The 22,633-nt window shown below is 34.1% G+C and carries 21 protein-coding genes; 17 read left to right on the plus strand and 4 right to left on the minus strand.

Going from position 1 to position 22,633, the window contains the following annotated elements; all coding sequences use genetic code 11:
• Positions 1 to 166: 166 nt before the first annotated feature.
• A complete protein-coding gene (locus ACOOWA_RS03150) occupies positions 167 to 841 on the plus strand; it encodes a YceI family protein (RefSeq protein ID WP_421373160.1) in 675 nt (224 codons plus the stop codon).
• A gap of 321 nt (positions 842 to 1,162) precedes the next feature.
• Here the strand turns inward: ACOOWA_RS03150 and ACOOWA_RS03155 are convergent, their stop codons facing one another.
• A complete protein-coding gene (locus tag ACOOWA_RS03155) occupies positions 1,163 to 1,591 on the minus strand; it encodes a DUF4268 domain-containing protein (protein ID WP_421373161.1) in 429 nt (142 codons plus the stop codon).
• A gap of 154 nt (positions 1,592 to 1,745) precedes the next feature.
• Here ACOOWA_RS03155 and ACOOWA_RS03160 point away from each other — a divergent pair, with 154 nt between their 5' ends.
• From ACOOWA_RS03160 to ACOOWA_RS03185, 6 genes are all read left to right on the plus strand, one after another.
• Positions 1,746 to 2,153 carry an RrF2 family transcriptional regulator gene (locus ACOOWA_RS03160; protein WP_421373162.1) on the plus strand — a complete coding sequence of 136 codons (408 nt, stop codon included), beginning with the start codon at positions 1,746 to 1,748 and terminating at the stop codon, positions 2,151 to 2,153.
• An 84-nt stretch (positions 2,154 to 2,237) separates the two neighbouring features.
• Positions 2,238 to 2,930, plus strand: a complete 693-nt coding sequence (locus ACOOWA_RS03165) for a phosphoadenylyl-sulfate reductase (protein WP_421373163.1) — start codon at positions 2,238 to 2,240, stop codon at positions 2,928 to 2,930.
• 24 nt (positions 2,931 to 2,954) lie between these two features.
• Positions 2,955 to 3,863, plus strand: coding sequence for a sulfate adenylyltransferase subunit CysD (cysD, locus tag ACOOWA_RS03170; RefSeq protein WP_421373165.1), 909 nt, complete (start codon positions 2,955 to 2,957; stop codon positions 3,861 to 3,863).
• A 151-nt stretch (positions 3,864 to 4,014) separates the two neighbouring features.
• Positions 4,015 to 5,256, plus strand: coding sequence for a sulfate adenylyltransferase subunit 1 (locus tag ACOOWA_RS03175; protein ID WP_421373167.1), 1,242 nt, complete (start codon positions 4,015 to 4,017; stop codon positions 5,254 to 5,256).
• Between the two features lie 134 nt (positions 5,257 to 5,390).
• The gene (locus tag ACOOWA_RS03180) at positions 5,391 to 6,275 is read left to right on the plus strand and encodes a sulfite exporter TauE/SafE family protein (protein WP_421373168.1); all 885 of its coding nucleotides are present in this window, start codon (positions 5,391 to 5,393) and stop codon (positions 6,273 to 6,275) included.
• Positions 6,276 to 6,457: 182 nt separating this feature from the next.
• Positions 6,458 to 6,748 (plus strand): putative quinol monooxygenase, encoded by a 291-nt coding sequence (locus tag ACOOWA_RS03185; protein WP_421373169.1) that lies wholly within the window; start codon positions 6,458 to 6,460, stop codon positions 6,746 to 6,748.
• Positions 6,749 to 6,919: 171 nt separating this feature from the next.
• On the opposite strand, the gene ACOOWA_RS03190 is transcribed toward ACOOWA_RS03185, so the two are convergent.
• A complete protein-coding gene (locus ACOOWA_RS03190; RefSeq protein WP_421373170.1) occupies positions 6,920 to 8,206 on the minus strand; it encodes a T9SS type A sorting domain-containing protein in 1,287 nt (428 codons plus the stop codon).
• A gap of 203 nt (positions 8,207 to 8,409) precedes the next feature.
• Positions 8,410 to 9,207, minus strand: coding sequence for a T9SS type A sorting domain-containing protein (locus ACOOWA_RS03195; protein ID WP_421373172.1), 798 nt, complete (start codon positions 9,205 to 9,207; stop codon positions 8,410 to 8,412).
• Between the two features lie 241 nt (positions 9,208 to 9,448).
• On the opposite strand from ACOOWA_RS03195, the gene ACOOWA_RS03200 reads away from it, so the two are divergent.
• The 9 genes from ACOOWA_RS03200 (at position 9,449) to ACOOWA_RS03240 (ending at position 19,046) form a co-directional block, all read left to right on the plus strand.
• Complete coding sequence (locus ACOOWA_RS03200) at positions 9,449 to 11,584, plus strand: TonB-dependent receptor plug domain-containing protein (RefSeq protein ID WP_421373173.1); 2,136 nt, start codon at positions 9,449 to 9,451, stop codon at positions 11,582 to 11,584.
• 12 nt (positions 11,585 to 11,596) lie between these two features.
• A complete protein-coding gene (locus tag ACOOWA_RS03205) occupies positions 11,597 to 12,682 on the plus strand; it encodes an HmuY family protein (RefSeq protein ID WP_421373174.1) in 1,086 nt (361 codons plus the stop codon).
• Positions 12,683 to 12,704: 22 nt separating this feature from the next.
• Positions 12,705 to 13,583: a heme/hemin ABC transporter substrate-binding protein gene (locus tag ACOOWA_RS03210; protein WP_421373176.1), complete on the plus strand. Its 879-nt coding sequence runs from the start codon at positions 12,705 to 12,707 to the stop codon at positions 13,581 to 13,583.
• On the plus strand, positions 13,567 to 14,607 hold the full coding sequence (locus ACOOWA_RS03215; protein ID WP_421373177.1) for a FecCD family ABC transporter permease: 1,041 nt from the start codon (positions 13,567 to 13,569) through the stop codon (positions 14,605 to 14,607). Before ACOOWA_RS03210 ends, ACOOWA_RS03215 begins: the two co-directional genes overlap by 17 nt.
• Positions 14,607 to 15,380 (plus strand): heme ABC transporter ATP-binding protein, encoded by a 774-nt coding sequence (locus tag ACOOWA_RS03220; protein ID WP_421373178.1) that lies wholly within the window; start codon positions 14,607 to 14,609, stop codon positions 15,378 to 15,380. The genes ACOOWA_RS03215 and ACOOWA_RS03220 overlap by 1 nt, the downstream gene beginning before the upstream one ends.
• Positions 15,381 to 16,031 carry a class I SAM-dependent methyltransferase gene (locus ACOOWA_RS03225; RefSeq protein WP_421373179.1) on the plus strand — a complete coding sequence of 217 codons (651 nt, stop codon included), beginning with the start codon at positions 15,381 to 15,383 and terminating at the stop codon, positions 16,029 to 16,031. It abuts the gene before it with no gap.
• Positions 16,032 to 16,035: 4 nt separating this feature from the next.
• A complete protein-coding gene (locus ACOOWA_RS03230; protein ID WP_421373180.1) occupies positions 16,036 to 17,064 on the plus strand; it encodes a hemin-degrading factor in 1,029 nt (342 codons plus the stop codon).
• Positions 17,065 to 17,250: 186 nt separating this feature from the next.
• Positions 17,251 to 18,123, plus strand: coding sequence for a ChaN family lipoprotein (locus ACOOWA_RS03235; RefSeq protein WP_421373181.1), 873 nt, complete (start codon positions 17,251 to 17,253; stop codon positions 18,121 to 18,123).
• A gap of 293 nt (positions 18,124 to 18,416) precedes the next feature.
• Positions 18,417 to 19,046 (plus strand): peptide deformylase, encoded by a 630-nt coding sequence (locus ACOOWA_RS03240; RefSeq protein ID WP_421373182.1) that lies wholly within the window; start codon positions 18,417 to 18,419, stop codon positions 19,044 to 19,046.
• A gap of 9 nt (positions 19,047 to 19,055) precedes the next feature.
• On the opposite strand, the gene ACOOWA_RS03245 is transcribed toward ACOOWA_RS03240, so the two are convergent.
• Complete coding sequence (locus ACOOWA_RS03245) at positions 19,056 to 19,682, minus strand: hypothetical protein (RefSeq protein ID WP_421373183.1); 627 nt, start codon at positions 19,680 to 19,682, stop codon at positions 19,056 to 19,058.
• Positions 19,683 to 20,175: 493 nt separating this feature from the next.
• On the opposite strand from ACOOWA_RS03245, the gene pheT reads away from it, so the two are divergent.
• Entirely contained in the window at positions 20,176 to 22,578 is a 2,403-nt protein-coding gene (gene pheT, locus ACOOWA_RS03250) for a phenylalanine--tRNA ligase subunit beta (protein ID WP_421373184.1), read from the plus strand.
• Positions 22,579 to 22,633 lie beyond the last annotated feature (55 nt).

Below are 22,633 nucleotides of genomic sequence, written 5' to 3' on the forward strand. Positions count from 1 at the left end.
TAAACTTCAAATTTCAAAAGTTTTTTATATTTTTAGTCTTTTCTTATCCTATGTTAACAATAAAGCCTTCAGTTTTTCGGAGGTTTGCAGAGTCAAAACAATAAAATAAAAGTTTTGAGGTTTACTTAAGACAACAATCAATAATAATATTAAATACTTAAAAAAAATGAAAAAAATTGGCGTAATTGCTTTAGCGGGTTTAGGTTTACTTCTTGCATCTTGTGGAGATAAAAAAGAAGCTGCTACTGCAGGTCAGGAACAAACTGTAGCTGAAAAACAGGGTAATGTTTTCGCAGTTGATGTTGCTGCTTCAAAAGTAAACTGGAAAGCTTTCCATAAAGGAGGTTTTGCTCCACGTTGGGGAACTTTAGCAGTTTCTGCGGGAGAATTATCTGTTGCAGACAATCAATTGGCTTCCGGAGAATTTGTAATCGATATGAAATCTCTAAAAGTAGATCCGGCTTCTGTAACTGAAAAGGACAAAAAATATACAGATCTTGAAGGTCACTTGAAGAATCAGGATTTCTTTAACGTAGAAAAATTCCCGACTGCAGATTTTAAAATCACGAAAGTTGAAGATCTTGCAACTCCGGGAACAGATGCTATTGCCGGAGCAAACAAAACGGTTAGTGGAAATCTTACGCTTCTTGGAAAAACTATGAACGTAACTTTCCCTGCAAAAGTGGATATTGTGGATAAATCGGCTACTTTAAAAGCTCAATTCACGGTAAACCGTGCTGATTGGGGAATCAAATTCGGAACTGACGAAACTGATCCGGCTGAATGGATGATCAGCAAAGATATCGAAATTGCTATCGACGTAAAAGCTGACCAAAAATAATCAGCAATTGCTATAAATATGAAGACATCTGTAGAAATGCAGATGTCTTTTTGTTTTGATTGAATTAATTTCTAATCAAGAAAGATAATTTCAGTAGTATCGTCTTCTGTAATATTGGAAATCATTTTTTCTGCCGGAATTTTAAACTCCAATGTTCTGTACATTTAGCAATGTCAGATTTTCATGGCTTTTTTATTTTAAATTTTTCGATTTTTTGTTTCTTGACAAAAAATAATTTTACTTTCCTGTAAATGAATACAGGGAGTTTGAAAAAGATCAATTCAAATAAAATTTCTGCTAAAATTTCAAAAATCATACTGATTAAACATCCTTTATAAAATCCTCAAATTCATAATAAAACCTTTCAAACCCATCCATTTTTTCAACGAAAAATTCAAAAGCATCACGCCAAGTATTTTTATTGAAAACAGAAACGCCTTCTTTTTCAACCCAAATTCTGCTGATGACTTTACCATTTTCTAAGGTATAAAATTCCTCCTTGTGAAAATCACCGATATAATCTTTCAGCATATCTTCCAGCGACCAGATTTTATTATAATACGCATCTCTGAAAACTTCATCCTTCATTTCAATATCCAACGAAACTTCTGCCTTTTTCTTATCTGCATAAAATTTGAATGAAAAATCTTTCACTTTGGTATCGTACAAGATCCATTTTCTCGGGAATGACTTGCCAAAAGCCGTCCAAAACTCCTTTTTTAATTGCTGTGCTTCTTCTTTACTGAACATGAAACAAAGATATGTTTTTTAGCTGGAAGCAGGATGTCAGAAGCTGGAAGTCAAGTTCTGAGTTATATTTTGATGATAAGCGATTTTTAACTTCCAGCATCCATCTCCTAACTTCCATCCTCTACATCCAACTTTTTTTATTATTTTTGCTGTAATGCTGTCAAAAAAATCTCAATATGCGTTTAAGGCACTTTCATATCTCGTAGATAAGAGGAATGAAGGCCCAATTCTTATTTCTGAAATTGCAGAACACAAGAAAATTCCGTTGAAATTTCTTGAAAATATCCTGCTCGAACTGAAAAAAGCAGACATTCTCGACAGTAAAAAGGGAAAAGGTGGCGGTTATTTGTTTAAAGAAAATCCTCAAAACGTATCATTAGCAAAGATTATTCGTCTGGTGAATGGTCCCATTGCAATGTTGCCTTGTGTAAGCCTTAATTTTTACGAAAAATGTGCAGACTGCAATGAAGATCACTGCAGTTTACATGATGTTTTGATTGAAGTGAGAGATGCATCATTGAAAATTTTAGAAGAGAAAACGTTATTAGATTTAAAAGATTAATTTGTCTTCTATTTAATTTTAAAAGTCTAGTTATTTGGTAGGATAATATTTTTGTTGGATATTTGCTGGTATCAAACAGAAAAAATGCTTTCACAGGAAGATATAAATACTTTACAGCAGCTTACTTTAGAAGACGGACTACAGTTTATTTCGTCGAAATTCTCAGAAGGAGTTGTATTCTCAACTTCGCTTGGTCAGGAAGATCAGGTTATTACCGACGCTGTTTTTAAAAATAATTTACCGATAAAAATTTTCACTTTAGATACGGGAAGGCTTTTTTACGAGCATTACGATTTACTTTCAAAAAACAATTCACGTTATAAAAAAACAACAGAAGTCTATTTTCCGGAATCAGCCGATGTTGAAAAATTTGTTACAGAAAAAGGAATTAATGCTTTTTATCATTCCGTTGAAAATAGGAAGGAATGCTGTTTTATCAGAAAAGTTAAACCCTTGAATCGTGCACTCGAAAATGCAAAAATCTGGATTACCGGACTTCGGGCGGAACAGTCTGAAAATCGAGAAAATATGCCGATTCTGGAGTGGGATGAAGACAGAAATCTCTACAAATACAACCCATTGATCAACTGGACGTATCAGGATGTTTTAGATTATTTAAAACTAAACAATGTTCAGGAATTGTCTCTGCATAAAAAAGGTTTCATCAGCGTAGGTTGTCAACCTTGTACAAGAGCTATTGAAGAAGGCGAAAATCCTCGAGCCGGACGTTGGTGGTGGGAAAATTCACAAAAAGAATGCGGTCTGCATTCACATTAATTCACATTTAATTTTTAAATAATAATGAGTGACTATCAATTAAATTATCTCGAACAGCTTGAAGCCGAAAGCATTTACATCATGCGTGAAATTGCAGCTCAGTTTGAAAAACCTGCTTTACTTTTCAGTGGCGGAAAAGATTCGATTACACTGGTTCATTTGGCGAAAAAAGCTTTTGCTCCCATGAAAATTCCTTTTCCTTTTGTGCATATTGATACGGGACACAATTTTCCGGAAGCACTGCAGTTCAGAGATTATTTTGCCGAAAGTCTGGGTGCAGAACTGATTGTGAGAAAAGTTGAAGATACGATTAAAATTAAAAACTTAACCGAGCCCAAAGGAAAATTTGCCTCCAGAAACTGGTTACAGACACATACTTTATTAGATACCATTGAAGAATTTGAATTTGATGCATGCATTGGCGGAGCGAGAAGAGATGAGGAAAAAGCCAGAGCAAAAGAACGTTTTTTCTCGGTACGTGATGAGTTTGGGCAATGGGATCCGAAATTACAGCGTCCCGAATTATGGAATATTTATAACGGAAGAATCAATAAAGGCGAAAACGTACGAGTTTTCCCGATTTCAAACTGGACAGAATTAGATGTTTGGAATTATATCAGAAAAGAAAATATACAGCTACCATCGATTTATTTTGCTCACAACCGTGATGTAATTGAGTATGACGGACAGTTAATTGCAGTTTCAGATTTTATTAAGGTTGATGAAAATGATGAGATTAAAAACAGAAAAGTGCGTTACAGAACCGTAGGAGATATGACTTGTACTGCCGCAGTAGAAAGTTCAGCCGAAACTTTGGATGATGTTTTAAAAGAAATCACCGCTTCCAGAATTTCCGAACGCGGCGAAACCCGAATTGACGACAAAGCAACTGAAGCCGCAATGGAGGACAGGAAAAAAGGAGGTTATTTTTAAGCGGGAAGCTGGTGATTGAAGCTGGAAGTTTATAATTCGAAGATTTAAAATTATTTGTTAAAATCAATTTTTTTTTCCGCTAAACCTTAATCTCAACCTCAACCTTCACCTGATTATTCATTACCAATTACTCATTACTAATATAATAAACGTGGACATACTAAGATTTATCACCGCAGGAAGTGTAGACGACGGGAAAAGTACATTGATCGGCAGATTGCTATACGACAGCAAAAACATACTGATTGACCAGCTTGAAGCGTTGGAAAAACAGTCAAAAAATAAAAATGAAAACGGAATTGATCTCGCTATTTTAACAGACGGTTTAAGAGCCGAAAGAGAGCAGGGAATCACGATTGATGTGGCTTACCGGTATTTTTCGACGCCGAAAAGGAAATTTATTATTGCAGATGCACCGGGACATATTCAATATACCCGAAACATGATTACAGGAGCTTCAAATTCGCAACTGATTGTAATTCTTATTGATGCAAGACAGGGTGTAATTGAGCAGACCCGAAGACATTCGATTATTGCATCACTTTTAAAGATAAAAAATGTAGTGGTTGCAATCAATAAAATGGATTTGGTAGATTATTCTGAAAAAATTTATAATGATATCAAAGCGCAATATGATTTGGTTGCAAAGAAACTGAAGCTCGAAAACGTCCATTATTTTCCAATTTCTGCTTTTCATGGGGATAATATTGTTTCAAAGTCTGAGAAAACCGATTGGTACAAAGGCGAAACGCTTTTGGATTTCCTTGAAAATGTTGAGATTAATGAAAATAAAGACAATGAAAAACCAAGATTTCAGGTACAGTACGTGATTCGTCCGCAAACGGATGAACTTCATGACTACAGAGGTTATGCAGGTGAAGTAATTTCCGGAATTTATAGAAAAGGAGATGAAATTACCGTGCTTCCGCAAAATATTCAGACTAAAATTTCAAAAATTGAAACAGGAGGAAAAGAAACCGATTTTGTGTTCATAAATCAACCAGCCGTTATTCATGTGGAAGACGATATCGACATCAGTCGGGGAGATTTTTTAGTAAAAACCAATCAGCAACCGAAAGTTGAAAATGAATTGGAAGCCGTTGTTTGCTGGCTCGATAAAAAAGAATTGAATGAAGGCAATAAATATTTCATTCAACACAAAAGCAAAACGGTGAAAACCATCATTAAAGGAATCGAGTACAAAATTGATGTCAATACACTTGAACAAACGCCAATTACTGAAAGTATCAAGCTGAACGAAGTGGTGAAATTAAGATTAAAAACAGCATCGCCTTTGGTTTTTGACAGTTTTGAAGACAGTAAATCAACCGGAAATGCCATTCTGATTGATGAAACGAGTAATTCTACCGTTGGCGCAGTAATGATTTTATAAAATTAACTTAAACCATTAAGATTTTTTAAGGTTTGTAAACAAATTAAGCAGCTTTTTATAATATCAAAGATATTTTCTTAATCGATCTAAATACTTTATTCGATTTAATGGTTCAATTTTAAACATATATTAACATGGTGATTACTCCAAAAATCCAGTTTAGAATTAATTTGCTTTTGGTAACAATTGCAGTTTTTACTGTTGTGTTTTTTATACTTTACAGTTTGGGATATTTGGATGAACTTCAAATTATTTTAGCCAAAGACAATTACATTTTTTATTGGATGCTTTTAGTCGGAGTTTTTGCAGAAGTGGTCGCAGGATCAATGGGAATGGGCTACGGTGTGATTTGTACAACCACGCTTATGTTTTTGGGAATTTCGCCGCATATTGTGAGTGCAAGTATTCATTCTGCTGAAAGTTTTACCACTGCAGCGGGAAGCATCAGTCATATTAAACTTAAAAATGTAAGCAAAAATTTAGTCAAAAAATTGGCCATTCCTGCCATCATTGGAGCTGTTCTTGGAGCATTGAGCCTGACCTATTTAGGCGAATACTACTCAAAAATCACCAAAACGGTTATTGCTTTTTATACTTTGTATTTAGGTTTCAAAATTTTTTCGAATGCTTTCAAACCTAAACAAAATAAATCTTTAAAAAAGAAAACAAATCTTACAAGACTCGGCGTTATCGGTGGTTTTATCGATTCTTTTGCCGGTGGAGGATGGGGACCGCTGGTTACAGGCACTTTAATTAAAAATTCTTTTACCCCGAGATTTGCTGTGGGAAGTTCGACTGTTGCGAAATTTATTCTGACCATCACTGCCGCAATCACATTCTTTTTTACTTTAGGAATTCAGCATTGGAATATTATTCTCGGACTTCTCATTGGTGGAATTATCACCGCACCTGTTTCTGCAATGCTGACCTCAAAACTTCCTGTTAAAAGTATGTTTGTCATTATCGGAACTTTAGTTGTTGTAATGAGCTCGATTACCATTTTTAAATCTATCTTTTAGATTCAAAATTTAGGAATTAGTAAACGCCTTTGCGAACAAAAAATATACAGATTAAAATTTAGAAAAAATCTTTGTGTTCTTTGGTTAAAATCAAAACGACAACAATTTTTGTGAAAAATTTAGCAGAATTGTTTTTAAACTCAAATCAAAAATAATTTACATTTACAGCCTAAAAATAATACATGAATTTACACATTGTTGCGCTGTTCAGATTCAAAGAGAATCATTTGATGGAAGCTGTAGAATTGTTTCAGACTTTGGTAAGAGAAACAAGAAAAGAAGAAGGATGTCTTCAGTATGATCTCATTGAAGATAATGAAAACAAAGGAACTTTCTTTCTTGTTGAGCTTTGGGAAAGTATTCAGCATCACAATCATCATAACGGAACCGATCATTTATTAGAATTCAGAAAAAATGCCTCTAAAATCTCTGAAGAATCAGCAAAGGTTTATAAAGGATTTAAAATCTATTAATACTACTAAAATTAGAAAAGTCAAAAGGCAGTTTCATCATTTTTGAAACTGCCTTTTTATTAGAAAAAATAGAAAGTATTCATTTAAAAGTGAATCTGACTTGTTTTGAATAGTCTATTGTCAATTTTAAAATTCACCATTGACAGCAAAGCTTATTCACTATTCACATTATTATTTTACAATAAGTTTTTTGGTTTCTGTTTTACCTCCAAAAGAAATTTTTACGATATAATTTCCTGACGGAAGATGAGATAAGTTCATCTCTTGTTTGTAAAAGCCTGCCTGGTTGCTTAGTTCTGTACTGTACACTTTTTTACCTGTAAGATCGTAAACTTCTACATTACCTTTGTTGGTTGCTTTTTCTTTTACATCAAATAAAATTGTGACCTTTTTATCAGCTGTAGTAGGATTTGGATAAATACCGAAAGATGCTTTTTTGCTGACTTCTGTTACATCCAGATTTGCTGTAATGTTTTTGTATTTAAAATACATATTTCCGTTGGCTGTTCCTCCATTGGAGATAAAATATAATCTATAATAATCTGATCCCTGTTTTATGTAGTAAACAACATCTGTATAAAATCCTGTTGTGGGTTTCCAAGAGTGACCAATTGTAGTAATGTTCCCCGAAAAAGCTGTGGATGCAGGTAAGGTTGCCACTGAAGTTTCCTGGGTTTCAGGCTGTACTTTGGCGACCGTAATGGTTGGGCTTTGGAGAACCCCCGCCATTTTATACATCATCGTATTCGTATAAAATGTATAGTATCTTGTAAACATAAGATCCCAATTTGCTTTTGGCGGTTCCATGTTTGGAACTTTATCACCTGTCGTGAAAGAAAAATAATTGAAGTATGCATCATCACTTCCATTTGCTAAAGTTTTGGTTTGTGTAGTTCCCCATGAACTGCCGTTCCAGACTGCGTATTTGAAAGTATAGCCGCTTGCGAAAGAAGTTATAAAAAATTTAGTAAAATTGCCGTTGCCATAATCTAAGACAAAAGTTACCTCTCCATTTACAGTATGGGTTCCTACATTATAAGTTCCCCATCCATAATTCAGAGGTCCTGCTGTAGCTTTTGTAGCAGTGTCAAATGCTCCGTCCTGTAAGCGTGTTGTTTGATCCGGATTGTATAGCGGAGAACCCCATGTTGATAGTTGTGAAGGATTTACAGAATCAAATTCTGAAGGAATACCTGAAGCCTGATAAACGGTAACATTCTTTGCATCATTAATTTTTACTCCTTTATCCATTGCATTGTTTCTGTAGAAGGCAATATCCCAGTTGTCTCCGGCTTGTGAAACAGTTGTATTGGCAGAAAGATCGAAAAATACCCGATTTGCATAGGCATTACCCATCGTTACATTTGCTGTTGTATACCCGTTTGCATCTGTTTGAGCCAGCACAGTCTGTTGTACTGCTATTGCTAAAATTGACACCAAAAATAATCTTGTTTTCATAACTATTTTCCTTATTTAGAATTATTCTACAAAACTAAATAATAATTTTTAATAATTCTAAATAATTCTAAATAAAAACAGGATAAATATCATGTTTCATTAATTTTATCAATGTTAAATTTTTATAATATTATGAAAATCATGTTTTTAACAAAAAAAATGACTGCCATTGGCAGTCATTTTTTCAAATTATTTAAGATCAATTATTTTTTAATGAATTTTGATTTCACAGCTTTGCCATCATTAGTCTCAATTAAAACATAATAAACTCCGGTTTGAAGCGTGTTGATATCAAAACTGTTATTATTTACTTTCCCTGAAGCTACATGGTGTCCCGTTGCAGAAAAAACGGTAACATTTTTTATTTCATTTTTGCCTATAAATTGTAAAGCTGTATTGTCTGAGTTAACCGCAAATTGAATGCTTTCTGATTTTTTAGTATTATCTGTCACTGCCAAATTAGCTGTCAAATCATATACCACATTGTCGATCTGAAGAAGATTGTGAGTTGATGTCGGTATAAATTTAAAAACAATATATGTAGATGCAGAAGCAGGAACAGCTATGCTTACATTTTGAGCAGTTGTAGTCGTTAATGAAACTGTTCCGAAAGATACAAATGTGCTCATATCTGTAGGATTTGAAGCTAATCCAACCTCGATAGTTCCGTTTGAGCTTGCCGCTTTCAGGGCTGTGAATTTAAGGGTTTTATTTCCTGTAGGAGTAACAATCTGAGGAGTAATGAGGTAAGAAGGCATTGTAGAATTATTTCCTGAATAAGACTGAATAGCTTTATCAGCAGCATTGGTAACAACCATTACCGGAGCGGGTGGAAAAGGCACCGGATTAGTTGCTAAAACAGTTGACCATCCGTTCTGTGGAAATGCTGCAGCTGTATCTCCTGCTGTAAAATCATTGAAGTTTTCGTTGATTGTAGAAACCTGTGCATTTGCTGTAACAGCCGAGAATACCAATCCTGTAAAAAGTAGTTTTAATTTCATTTTTCTAATCTTTTATTATCGAACAAAATTAGTCATTAATTTTTAATTGTTCTAAATAAAATAATGATTTTTGACATGAATTTACATTTTAAAAATTATTGTAATATTTTGTATTTTAATTAAATCCCCTTTTTAAGCTTGTTTACAGTGGTTTCATATTTTGTTGACAAATTATATTGATTATTATTAGTTTTTAATTATTCTAAATAAAGTACTATATTTGTCGCAAAATTTTGAGTCTATGAAGAAGAAAGTGCTTTCTGTTGTGTCATTATCTGCCGTATTTTGGTTGAATGCACAGGAAAAAGATTCTCTCAATCAGAAGAAAATAGAAGAAGTTGTCATTACGGGTCAATATATGCAGCAATCCATCAACAAATCAATTTACAAGGTTGAGGTGATCGATGCACAGCAAATTAAGAATATGGCTGTAACAACAGCTGCAGAAGTTCTGAATCAAAACTTAAATATCCTTATTGAGCCCAATAGCGGAAATGGTGATTCCAATGCTAGAATTATGGGTTTAGGCAGTTCTTACACGAAAGTTCTTATCGATAATATTCCTGTAGTTGGAGATCAGGGGATGGGTAACCAAATTGATCTTAGTAAAATCAATGTAAACAATATTGAACGTATTGAGATTGTAAAAGGAGCAATGGGTGTAGAATATGGTAATAATGCGGTTGCTGGTGTTATTAATATCATTACAAAGAAAAATTACTCCAAAAAAGTAACGGCACTTTTATCTTTACAGGAAGAAACTGTAGGTAAAGACTACGATTGGTTCAAAAAAGGGAACGGAAGACATATTCAGACACTAAATTTAGGATTTAAACTTTCAGATAACTGGTCTTTGACTGCCGATGTGAATCACAATGATTTTCAGGGATATAGAGGCAATTTGAATGGATATAAATATTTTAATTTAAATAACGATCTGAAACGAGGCTATGAATGGCTTCCAAAAGACCAACTCACTGGGAATGCTGCGATTAGATACTCAAAAAATAACACTTCATTTTTTTACAAGGTGAATTTTCTGACAGAAGAGATCAACTTCAGAGATCCCAGAATTACAGATTATCCTTTTGGTGGTGGCGAGAGAACCTTTGTTTCGCAAGACAGAGATTATTTTACCAAGAGGTGGATTCATCAGTTTAATATTCAGACAAAATTAGGGTCAAGAATTAATTATCAGGGTGATTTTTCTTATCAGACTCAGGAAAGAAAATCTCAGAATTATCTTTATGATGTTCCCAATAGAAATGAAATTTCAAGAGACGAAAAAAATACATACTATGATACCAAGGTATTTTACTCACGGGGAATGTTTAGTAATTTCTTAGATAATGATAAAATTAATTTCCAGTTAGGATATGAGCTAGATAATACAAGTGGTTTTGCAGGCTCATCAACTTTTCAATTCAATAATAACGGAATTAATATCGAAAGATCAATCTTTAATTATGCGAATTTTGTTTCAGCAGAATGGAAAGTTGACGATAAATTCTCATTACGTCCCGGAGTGAGATTGGCATTAAGCGATAAATTTGATTCGCAATATAACTATTCTTTAACGGCAAGATATAATACCACTTCAAGATCAGATGTGAGAGCTGTTTTTGGGTCTTCCAACAGGTTTCCTACTTACGATGAGCTGTACACTTTTGTAGTAGATAATAATCATGATATTCGCGGAAATGAAAATTTAAAACCTGAAACCGGATATTCTTTCGGTCTGTTTTACGATTACAATATGCCTGCAGTAAACGCCTGGAAATTTAATGTAAGCTTATCCGGAATGTATCTTGATGTGAAGGACAGAATAGAAAGTGTGATTGTAAATAATCAGCCACTTAAATATACTTTTTTAAATATTAATAATTATAAATCTCTGGTATTTGGTGGAGGTTTAACGGTGAAAAAAGATAATTTCTCTTTAAATGCAGGTGTCTCAGTGTTGGGAATTTCTCAGGAACTGATTTCTGGTACAGTAGTTTCTCCTGATGACTATAATTTTTATACTGAAGCAAATCTTGCTGCCAATTATACATCAGAAAAAACAAAAACGCTGTTCGCATTGTATTACAAATATACAGGCGTTAGAAAACAGTTTACACAAAAGTTTGAGCAAAATCCGAGTGCTGCACCAGAATATATATTAGGCGAAGTAGGAGATTTCAATATGCTGAATTTCACGCTTACGCAACCGTTTTTCAATAATCATTTGGAATTAAGTGCGGGAATCAAGAATATTTTTGATGTATCATCGGTAAGAAATACAATCAATTCCGGAGGGGCTCACAATGCAGGTGCAGATATGCAAAATCTTTTCTACGGAAGAAGTTACTTCGCTCGTTTAAATTATAATTTTTAATAAAGAATTAAAATGAAAAAAATACTTTTTAGCCTTTTTCTCAGTGCTTCATTTATTTTACAGTCTTGTATCAACGATAATGAAGATGCGGTAGCCGTACCTCCGGTACAAGGTTCAATAGTCGATGCGCACGTTGGTGGTGCTACAGAGCCTAATCAGGTTTGGTATGATTTGAGTAAAAAAGAAGAGGTTTTAACCAAAAGAACCGATTGGGATTTGGCATTTTATTCAGGTAATGATTTCAAGGTAATTTTAAATTCATCTATAATGATGGCAGCAGGAAAAATTGCTGGTGCTACAAATATTGATGCCGTAACAGAATCGAGTCTTGCTGCACTAAAGGACGAGGTACAGGTTGCTAATTTTAATGCAGCAAATGTAGCATTTATTGATGATGTGAAAGGTGATTTTCCATCGGGTTATACCGCTATAGAAGGTATTGCAGTAAATGATGCCGAGAACGGGATTTATTTGGTCAATCTGGGTAAAGAGATCTATAATGGTTCGGTTCCTTTAGGCTCAGTTGCTACAGGAGGCGAAAACAGAGGGTGGATGAAAGTTCAGGTGATAAGAGCTGGTGCAGGTTATACCGTAAAATATGCAGAACTGAACTCTACAACTCATAAAGAACTTACAGTTACCAAAAATGTGGCTTACAACTATAGTTTCGTTAGTTTAAAAAATAACAAAGAAGTTTTCATTCAGCCTGAAAAGAAAAACTGGGATCTTTGTTTCACTGTTTTTACCAATACAATTACAGGAGCAGGAAGTTATGTTTATGCCGACTTTGTCAACAATAATAATATGGGCGGAGTAGGAGTTTATGAAGTAATAGTTCCGTCGCCGGCTTCAGGTATCGAAGCGTACAACAACTTTAAAGTTGAAAATATTATTCAGTCTAAGTTTATCTACAATGATCACAGAATCATAGGTTCAAACTGGAGAAATCCAGTAGGCACCAATGGTCTTGAAGTTTTTGGTGACCGTTTTTATGTCATCAAAGATGCAGATGGATATTTTTTTAAACTGAGATTCACAAGAATTACAAATACTTCGGGGGAAAGAGGCTTCCCTCAGTTTGAGTATGCTCCTTTATAATTTAAATAAATCAAAAAATAAAATGAAAAAATTCATACTTGCAGCTTCTGTTTTAATGGCAGTGTATTCTTGCAAAAAAGAAGCGCATAAACCTACAGAACAAGGAAACGAACTCATTGCTGAAGCTCCGAAATCAAACAATAAAATTGTAACCCTGAACGGTGGAATTACAGAAATCGTTGCCGCTTTAGGTCACGAAAAAGAAATTGTGGCAACAGATGTTACAAGTACTTATCCCGAATCTTTAAAAAAATCTTCAGAAAATCTAGGTCATGTAAGATCAATTACAATTGAACCGATCATGGCAGTTTCCCCCACTTTAATTTTAGCTTCGGATAAAGACATCAACCTTGAATTGATGAGCAAAATAAAAGCTTCAGGAATTAAAACGGAAACTTTCAAACAGGAGTATACTGTTGAAGGAACTAAAAAATTAATTGCTGAGGTCGCAAAAGCAATCGGGAATACAGATTATCAGAAGTTAAATGATAAAATTGATACTGACTTAAAACAAATTCAGCCAATTGCTAAAAAACCAAAAGTATTATTCATCTACGCAAGAGGAAATATGATGATGGTTTCGGGTAAAAATACACCAATGGCAGCTTTGATCGGTCTTGCAGGAGGCGAAAACGCAATCAATGATTTTGAAGATTTCAAACCTTTAACTCCGGAAGCGGTGGTAAAAGCCAATCCTGATGTATTGTTTTTCTTCTCTTCAGGTCTTGAAGGATCAGGTGGAAACGAAGGTGCTTTAAAAATGCCGGGTGTTTCGCAAACCAACGCAGGAAAAAACAAAAAAATCATTGCGATGGATGGAGGTTTAGTTTCAGGTTTTGGACCCAGACTTGGTGAGGCTGCAGTTTCATTAAATAAACTTTTAGTTGAAAGCACAAAATAAATTATACCTTTATCTTACAATGAGTGCGCTTTTGCTGGTTTTATTGGCAATTGTGGCACTTTATGTCGGGGTATATGATTTCAATGGCATTTCACCTTTTACAGTTTTGGCTCAGTGTATTAAAGGCGATCCCAATCTAGCTTTAAGTGATAAATATGTACTTTGGGATGTAAGAGCCTCCAGAATTGTTATGGCAATTTTAGTAGGAAGTATGTTGGCAGTTTCAGGAACGACATTGCAGGGATTATTCAAAAATCCTTTGGCAACGGGTGAAGCAATCGGTTTAACTTCGGGAGCAACTTTACTGGCAGCAATTGCAATTGTTTTAGGAGGATATTTTAAAGAATATCTGCCTGAAGTGATTCAGTTTTCTTTAACGGGAATTTCAGCTTTTATCGGAGCTTTACTGGCAATGATGTTGGTGTACAGAATCTCCACAAGTGCCGGAAAAACAAACGTTGTGATGATGTTGCTAAGCGGTGTTGCCATTACTTCAATCGGTTTTTCGATTACCGGTTTTCTTATTTATATTTCAAAAGACGAGCAATTAAGAGACCTCACATTTTGGAACATGGGAAGCCTTGCAGGAGCAACATGGACTAAAAATATGGTTTTGGCCATTGTAATCGCAATTTCTTACACCATTTTGCTTCCGAAAGGAAAAGCGCTGAATGCAATGATGCTGGGCGAAAGAGATGCACAACATTTAGGAATTAACGTGGAAAGGCTGAAAAAGCAAATCGTTGTCATCACTTCTTTAATGATAGGAACCTGTGTAGCATTTTCAGGAACAATTGGTTTTGTAGGTTTGATTGTACCTTATATTTTAAGACTTTTATTTAAATCCAACTACGTTTTTATTTTACCACTTTCCACGATTTTAGGGAGTATTTTACTTTTAATTGCAGATACAATCAGCCGAAGTATAGTAGCTCCGTCAGAATTGCCGATCGGTATTTTAACTTCATTGATTGGCGGTCCTATTTTCATCGCTATTTTAATTAAATTTAAAAAATCACTCTAATGTTGAAAGCACGCCAGATTGATTACAGACACAAAGAATTTTTTATTCTGAATGATGTAAATGTTTCCCTGAATTACGGTGAATTTCTGGCAATTGTTGGTCCAAACGGAGCCGGAAAATCCAGCTTGCTGAGTATTTTGGCAAATGAAATGAAGGAAGGAAAGCATAAAATACAGTTCAAAGATAAAAACATTGCAGAATGGGAAGTGAGAGAATTGTCTTTGCATAAGGCGAAATTTTCCCAGCATAATTCAAACGAAATTCCTTTGCAGGTGAAAGATGTCGTTATGATGGGAAGATACCCTTATTTCGATTCTCAACCCGGAAAAGAAGATTTCGAAGCAATGAATAAATTGATGTTCGAAACAGATATTTATCATCTTAAAGAAAGAGATTATAATACTTTATCGGGTGGTGAAAAGCAACGGGTACATCTTTCGAGAGTAATGGCACAGCTTGAAAATGATATTGAACAAAAACTTGTCTTCTTAGATGAACCCTTAAATAATCTCGATGTAAAACATCAGTACAAAGCTTTAGAAATCATTAAAAAATTTACAGCAAATGTCAATTCTGCAATTGTTGTTTTACATGATCTGAATCTTGCCGCTCAGTTTGCAGATAAAATTTTATTGATGAAAAACGGTAAAGTTTCAGCTTACGGAACTCCGGAAGAGGTTTTTACTTCCGAAAATATTTCTCAGGCCTATAATTTTCCATGTACAATCTGTCCGCATCCTGTACACGCAAACCCAATGATTATTTTTGGCTAAATGGAAGAAAAAGATTTAAAAATATTAGCACAAAACCTTTGTAATCCGGAAGGTAAAAAAGGGATAGAGATTGGTGAAATGATGAATGCCACCAATATCGGGATGACCTTAGAAAGCATTCATGCGATGGCGATGGAAGATAACGAAAATATTCTGGAAATCGGTCACGGAAATGCAGCACACGTCAACAGTCTTCTGCATGTAGCCCGGAATATAAAATATATCGGAATTGATATTTCCGAAACAATGCATCATGAAGCCCGAAAATTAAATGCTGAATTTAAAGATCACGCTGAATTTGTTTTATATGAAGGAGATAAACTTCCTTTTGAAGATGAGGTTTTTGATAAAATATTTACCGTAAATACAGTGTATTTCTGGAAAAATCCCATTGGTTTCCTTAATGAAATTTATCGTGTTTTAAAAGACAACGGAACATTTGTTTTAGCGTTTGGTCAAAAAAAGTTTATGGAAAAGCTCCCTTTCACGGCTTATCATTTTAAACTTTACAGCAATGAAGATTTAGAGGAAGTAATTTCTCAAAGTCAGTTTAAGAGAATGAAAATTTCTGAAAAGGAAGAAGAGATAAAAAGCAAAACCGGTGAAGAATTAATCAAAAGAATTTATACAGTTTTAACCATAAAAAAATAAATAAATGAATACAATAATTAATGATTTGAAAGAAAAATGGGAAGCTCTGAAAGCAGAAAATCCACATTTGAGAATAAGAAATGCCGCTGAACAGTTGAATGTAAGCGAAGCAGAATTATTATTAACTAACGTCGGTGAAGGAGTTACCGTTCTGAAACCTGAATTTGCCAATATCTTAACAGAAGTTGAAAAATTAGGAAAAGTAATGGCGCTTACAAGAAATGACGAATGCGTTCACGAAAGAAAAGGCACTTATCTGAATGGAGATTTCAGCAGTCCTCATGCACAACTTTTCGTAGGTGAAGACATCGATTTGAGAATCTTCCAAAATCATTGGAAATTTGCTTTTGCTGTGGTTGAAGGGGATAAAAAAAGTCTCCAGTTTTTTGGAAAAGATGGTTTGGCGCTTCACAAAATTTATTTAACGAAAGACAGCAACGTTGATGCTTTCAACCCAATTGTAGCTGAGTTTGAAGCTGAAAATCAAAACGAAAGTTTCGAGTTTGAAACACTTGCTCCAAAAACTCCTGAGAAACCAGATTCTGAAATTGATGCAGAAGGTTTCAAAAAATCATGGACAGAGCTAAAAGATACACACGATTTCTTTATGATGACCAGAAAATTCGGAGTTTCAAGAACCCAGGCTTTGAGATTGGCCCCGGAAGGATATGCTAAAAAGATTGATCCTTCTAAAGTGGTAAATGTTTTGGAAGATGCTTCAGAAAAAAATCTTCCGATCATGATTTTTGTTGGGAACAGAGGAATTATCCAAATTCATACAGGACAAGTGAAGAAAACAATGTGGCATCAACAATGGTTCAACGTGATGGATCCTGATTTCAATTTGCATTTAGACGTAACCAAAATTGCTGAAGCATGGATCGTGAAAAAACCAACGGAAGACGGTGAAGTAACTGCCATTGAAGTATTCAACAAAGAAGGAGAATTTATCGTACAGTTTTTCGGAAAAAGAAAACCGGGAATCCCTGAATTACAAGAGTGGAAAGACCTTGTAGCAGGTTTAGAAAATTAAAAGTTAAAATAGTTGATGAAAACCGTTTTGTTTGAAGATTCAAAGCGGTTTTTTTGTATATAAACACAAATTGCACAAATGTTTTTTCACGAATAACACAAATTTGTAAATTTATATTCAATAATTATTGTGATATTAGTGAAACCTATTCGTGTCATTAGTGTTTAAAAAAATGAAAAATGAAAAATGAAAAATATTTTTACAGCCATATTAGTTTTCGGATTTTCCGTCATCAACGCACAGGATTTTAAACCTTATCAATTCTATAACAAAAAAGGAAAAGCCGTTAAAACAGAAAAACTTATAAAACAGCTTTCAGACTATGACGTTGTTTTCTTTGGCGAACTTCACAATAATTCTATCGTTCACTGGCTTCAACTGAAAGTTACAGAAGGTTTATACGACAAGAAAAACAGGCAGATTACTTTGGGTGCAGAAATGTTTGAAAGAGACAATCAGCCACAGCTTAATAAATATCTTGCAGGTAAAATTGATGCTAAAAATCTGAAAGATTCGGTTCGTTTGTGGAACAATTACACTACAGATTACAAACCTTTGGTAGATTTCGCAAAAGATAAAAACCTGAACTTTATCGCAACCAATGTTCCGAGAAAATATGCCTCCCAAACTGCAAAAGAAGGTTTGGAATCTTTAAATAAATTAAGTGAAAGAGAAAAATCTTACATCGCACAATTGCCGATTAATGTCACTTTAGATACTCCCGGTTATTCTGAAATGAAAAAAATGATGGGCGACCATGCTGAAGGTACAAAAGTGATGAATTTTATTTCTGCACAGGCAATAAAAGACGCTACAATGGCAGAATCTATTCTTAAAAACTTACAACCCGGAAAATTATTCATTCACTACAACGGAAACTTCCACAGCAAAGAATTTGGCGGAATTTACTGGTATATCAAACAGAAAAATCCCAATCTGAAAGTGGCGGTAATCTCTGTTTTCGAATCTGAAAATCCTGAATTAAAAATTCCTGAAAAAGACTATATTCCGACAGATTTTAATCTGATTGTTCCGGCAGATATGACGAAAACGTACTAAAGAACCAGGTAAAAAGTTAAAAGAGCCAAGTTTTAATCTCACGTTGATTCTAGAGATTTCGCAGATTTTTTTCTTCTTAATTTGGTAAATCTGTATGAGAATAAAAATAGTAAGTATGTCATTCTGACGCAGGAAGAATCTTAGCTATATTTTTAGAGATTCTTCCTTCGTCAGAATGACAAATTGAAAGTATTCAATAGAAACGGGCTTTAGCCCGTTTTTATGCAAATAATTCCATTGGCTTTAGCCAAAACCTAAAAACATATTTTATCTTTGTTCAACATTCTTTAAAAATGAAAAAACTCTCTATATTTTTCGTTCTGTTTATCAGTTTCATCAATGCCCAAAAACTGACAAAATCTGAAATTGCTCTTATCAATCAAGGTGACATTAATACGGCATTACCGATTTATCAGACAACAGATTCTCATCAACATGCAATTTTGTTAAATCTTTCGACAGAAATTGATCCAAAAGATCCTAACACGGCAACTTTGGTAAAAAGAATGGAAAAATCTCTTCTTTCAACCGATGGTGGAGTAGGAATTGCCGCTCCGCAAGTCGGAATCAACAGAAAAGTAATCTGGGTACAGCGTTTTGACAAAGAAGATGAACCGTTGGAATATTTTTTAAATCCCGTTATCACATGGAGATCTGAATTGCAGAATCTTGGTCCGGAAGGAGATTTGTCGATTCCCGAATTTAGAGACCAGTTTTACCGAAGCAAAGTGATTCAGCTGGAATATGTTGATTTAAAAGGTCAGAAATTTTCTGAAATGGTAGAAGGTTTTACCGCTGTAATTTTCCAGCACGAAATCGATCACCTTTTCGGAATTTTAATTTCAGACAAGAAGAAAAAAGAAGAGAGTGATGAGTATCTGAAAGTGGATGCGTTTAAGAAAAGTGATTCTGTGGGAAGGTAATTGAGCCTATTACTGATTAAGATTCTCAATCATTTTAACGACTTCTGAAAAATCGTCTTCTTTTTTGAAAGCTTTTATCTTCTCAATAATTTTGGGATAATCTTTAAACAGAATATAAAGATCTTCTTTTGCTTTTTCATATTTCTTTTCTTTCATTCTGATCATGTAAGGATAAGCGTAGAGCTTTTTCTCAGGATCATTTGCATCCTGAAATACAAAATTATGATAATTTTCCAGCGTTCTTGAAAGAGCATTATATCCTCTGATTGATGTGAAATAAATATTGAATTTTCCTTCTGAAACAACTTCTCCGAACGTTTCTGTAATTTTTGTAGGCGTTCCTACCAATGCAAAATTATCTGCATAAGCTTTGAAATTATACAAAGGTACAAACTTCAGGTTTTCAGAAGAAAAACCTGCAATATCACTGGGATTATATTTTGTAGGTTTTGCTTTTTCATCTGTTCTGAAATGCAGTTTGTCATTTTGGGTAGGATACCATTTTATCTGTCCGTTCTGTTCGGATAAATCTTTGAGGACTACTTTTCCAGTGACAAATTCTGTCGCAAACGGATAATTCTGTGCATACGAGAAAAACGTACATAAAAGTAAGCTTAAACCTAAAATATATTTCATGATTTTGATATTTTGAAAAATTTAAAACTAAAGTAGCTAAATTATTTTTGTTATCAGAATATGATGTATTTTTTTATGAATGTCCATAATTGATAATGATTCAGCTTTAAGAGTTTGTATGTCATTACGGGAGGGAATCTTAATACAGCCAGAATAAAGCAGCTCAGATTCCTCCGGAAATCGAAGATTCGACGAAGTCAATGGCAAAATGACTGCTGATTTAGAGTTATGATTAAAAACAGAAATTCGTATGATTTTTTATATTTTCTTTTCAAATTCATACAAAATTCTACACAAACTTCTCACAGTTAAGTTTATCTGAGAATACTTTTTCCTCAATCCATATAGCGATTTATATGATTTTTTTAACCTTTTTGAATTTCGGTATTTCTTAAAAAAACACGACCTTTGTAGAGGTAAAATTCAGGTATTTCATTGTTGTTAAAAATGAGGGATACAAAATCTGAAGATTAATTTTTTAAAATTTCTACGAATGAAAATATCAAGCAACTGGCTGAAAGACTACATCAAAACAGAACTGAAAACCGAGAGAATCGGCGAATTTCTTACCGATATAGGTCTTGAAGTGGAGGGAATAGAAAAGTTTGAAAGTGTAAAAGGAAGTCTTGAAGGCATTGTTGTAGGAAAAGTTTTGACGTGTGAGAAGCATCCGAATGCGGATAAATTAAACAAAACAACGGTAGACATAGGAAACGGGAAAATTTTAAACATCGTTTGCGGTGCGCCGAATGTTGCTGAAGGACAAACTGTACCTGTTGCAGTGGTTGGAACTAAAATTTATGCTAAAGACGGAAGTTTCTTTGAAATTAAAGAAGCTAAAATCAGAGGCGAGGTTTCTCAGGGAATGATCTGTGCAGAAGATGAGTTAGGCTTAAGCGACGATCACGGCGGAATCATGATTTTAGACGAAACAAAATATGAAGTCGGAAAAAACTTTGCAGATTATTTTGAATTGGCAAATGATGAGGTTCTTGAAATTGGTTTAACGCCAAACAGAACCGATGCCATGTCACATTACGGTGTTGCAAGAGATCTGCACGCTTTTCTTTCTACCAATCAGCAAAAATCTGATTTTGAAAAAATTTCTTCTGTAGCTTTAAATAACGAAGGTTCTCATAATTTTACGCTTGAAGTGGAAAATACAGAATTAACGCCAAGATATATCGGTGCTGTTATTGAAAACGTAAAAGTTGGAGATTCCCCGTCTTGGTTAAAAGACCGTTTAAAAGCTATTGGTTTAAGCCCAATCAACAATATTGTAGATATTACAAACTATATTCTTCACGGTTTAGGACAGCCGCTTCACGCTTTTGATGCAGATAAGATTGCAGATAAAAAAATAAAAGTAGGAACTGTCGATGAAGGAACAAAATTCACGACTCTGGATGGTGTTGAAAGAATATTGAACGGTTCTGAAATCATTATCAAAGACGGAAAAGATAACCCGATGTGTATTGCCGGAGTTTTCGGGGGTGCGAATTCCGGAGTTTCTGATGAAACAAAAACTATTTTCCTGGAAAGTGCGTATTTCAATCCGGTTGCGGTAAGAAAAGGAGCGAAATTCCATGGGTTAAATACCGATGCTTCTTTCAGATTTGAAAGAGGGGTAGATCCGAATATTACAAGAACTGCAATTACTCATGCCATCAAATTAATTGAAGAATTAGCAGAAGGAAAATTAGTAGGAGATTTGCTGGAAGAATATCCTAAGAAAATTGAAGACAATTATGTGATCATCAGATTTTCAAAAATCGAGCAGATTTTAGGCACAAAAATTCACAGAGAAAAGGTAAAAGAAATTTTAAAAGCACTAGAAATTCAGGTTTTAAATGAAATTCAGAATGGTTTTGAAATCTCTGTTCCTACTTACAGAGCCGATGTTACGAGAGAAATTGATGTAATCGAAGAGATTTTAAGAATTTATGGTTATAATAAAATCGATGCGCCACAGAAAATATCTTTTACGCCTGTAAAATTGAGTGCAAACGATCAGGATGAACTGGAAAATTCCTGGGCAAGAACTTTACAGAGCTTAGGTTTCAACGAAGTGATGAATAATTCATTAACTTCTGTAAAAGATGAAACCGATGCTGTGAAATTATTAAACCCGTTAAGCGGAGATTTGGCATTCATGAGAAAGTCTTTATTAGAAGGACTTTTACAAAATGCGGTTTATAACATCAACAGAAAAAATCAGGACATTAAGTTTTTCGAATTCGGAAAAATTTATCATAAAAAAGAAACTTACGAAGAGAGAAAGCAGTTGGCTATTTTAGTTTCGGGAAGAAATGTTGCCGAAAACTGGTTACAGCCAAAATCTGCTACAGATTTTTATAATCTGAAAGCTTATGTAAAGGTTTTGTTGGAAAGATTAGCGATCGATTACAAAGAGATTGCTTTGGAAGATGAAAGATTCTCTGATGCTATTGCTTACGAATGCGCAGATGAAACTTTGGTAAGAATCGGAAAAGTTGCACCTCAGATGCTGAAAGATTTTGATGTGGATCAGGAATGTTTCTATGCAGAAATCGAGCTTGAATTTGCTCAGAAATTGCGCTCTGAGAATGAATTGAAATTTAAAGATATTCCGAAATTCAACAAAATAAGAAGAGATTTAGCGCTGTTGATTGATAAAAATATTACGTATCAGGAATTGTATCAAACGGCAAAAAAGAATAAATCTCCTTTCATTAAAAATATTAATTTATTTGATGTTTACGAAGGGAAAAATCTTCCGGAAGGCAAAAAATCTTATGCGATGAGCTTTGAATTATTAAACGAAGAAAAAACTTTAGAAGAAAAAGAAATTTCCCACGTAATGGATTCTTTAATTAAATCTTTCCAGAAAGAATTTAATGCTGAATTAAGAGGATAATAGATAAAATTTACACATAATATAAACGGACGTTTGTCCGTTTTTTTTGTTTTAT

The sequence above is a fragment of the Chryseobacterium sp. GP-SGM7 genome, assembly GCF_049166575.1.
Taxonomy (GTDB): domain Bacteria; phylum Bacteroidota; class Bacteroidia; order Flavobacteriales; family Weeksellaceae; genus Chryseobacterium.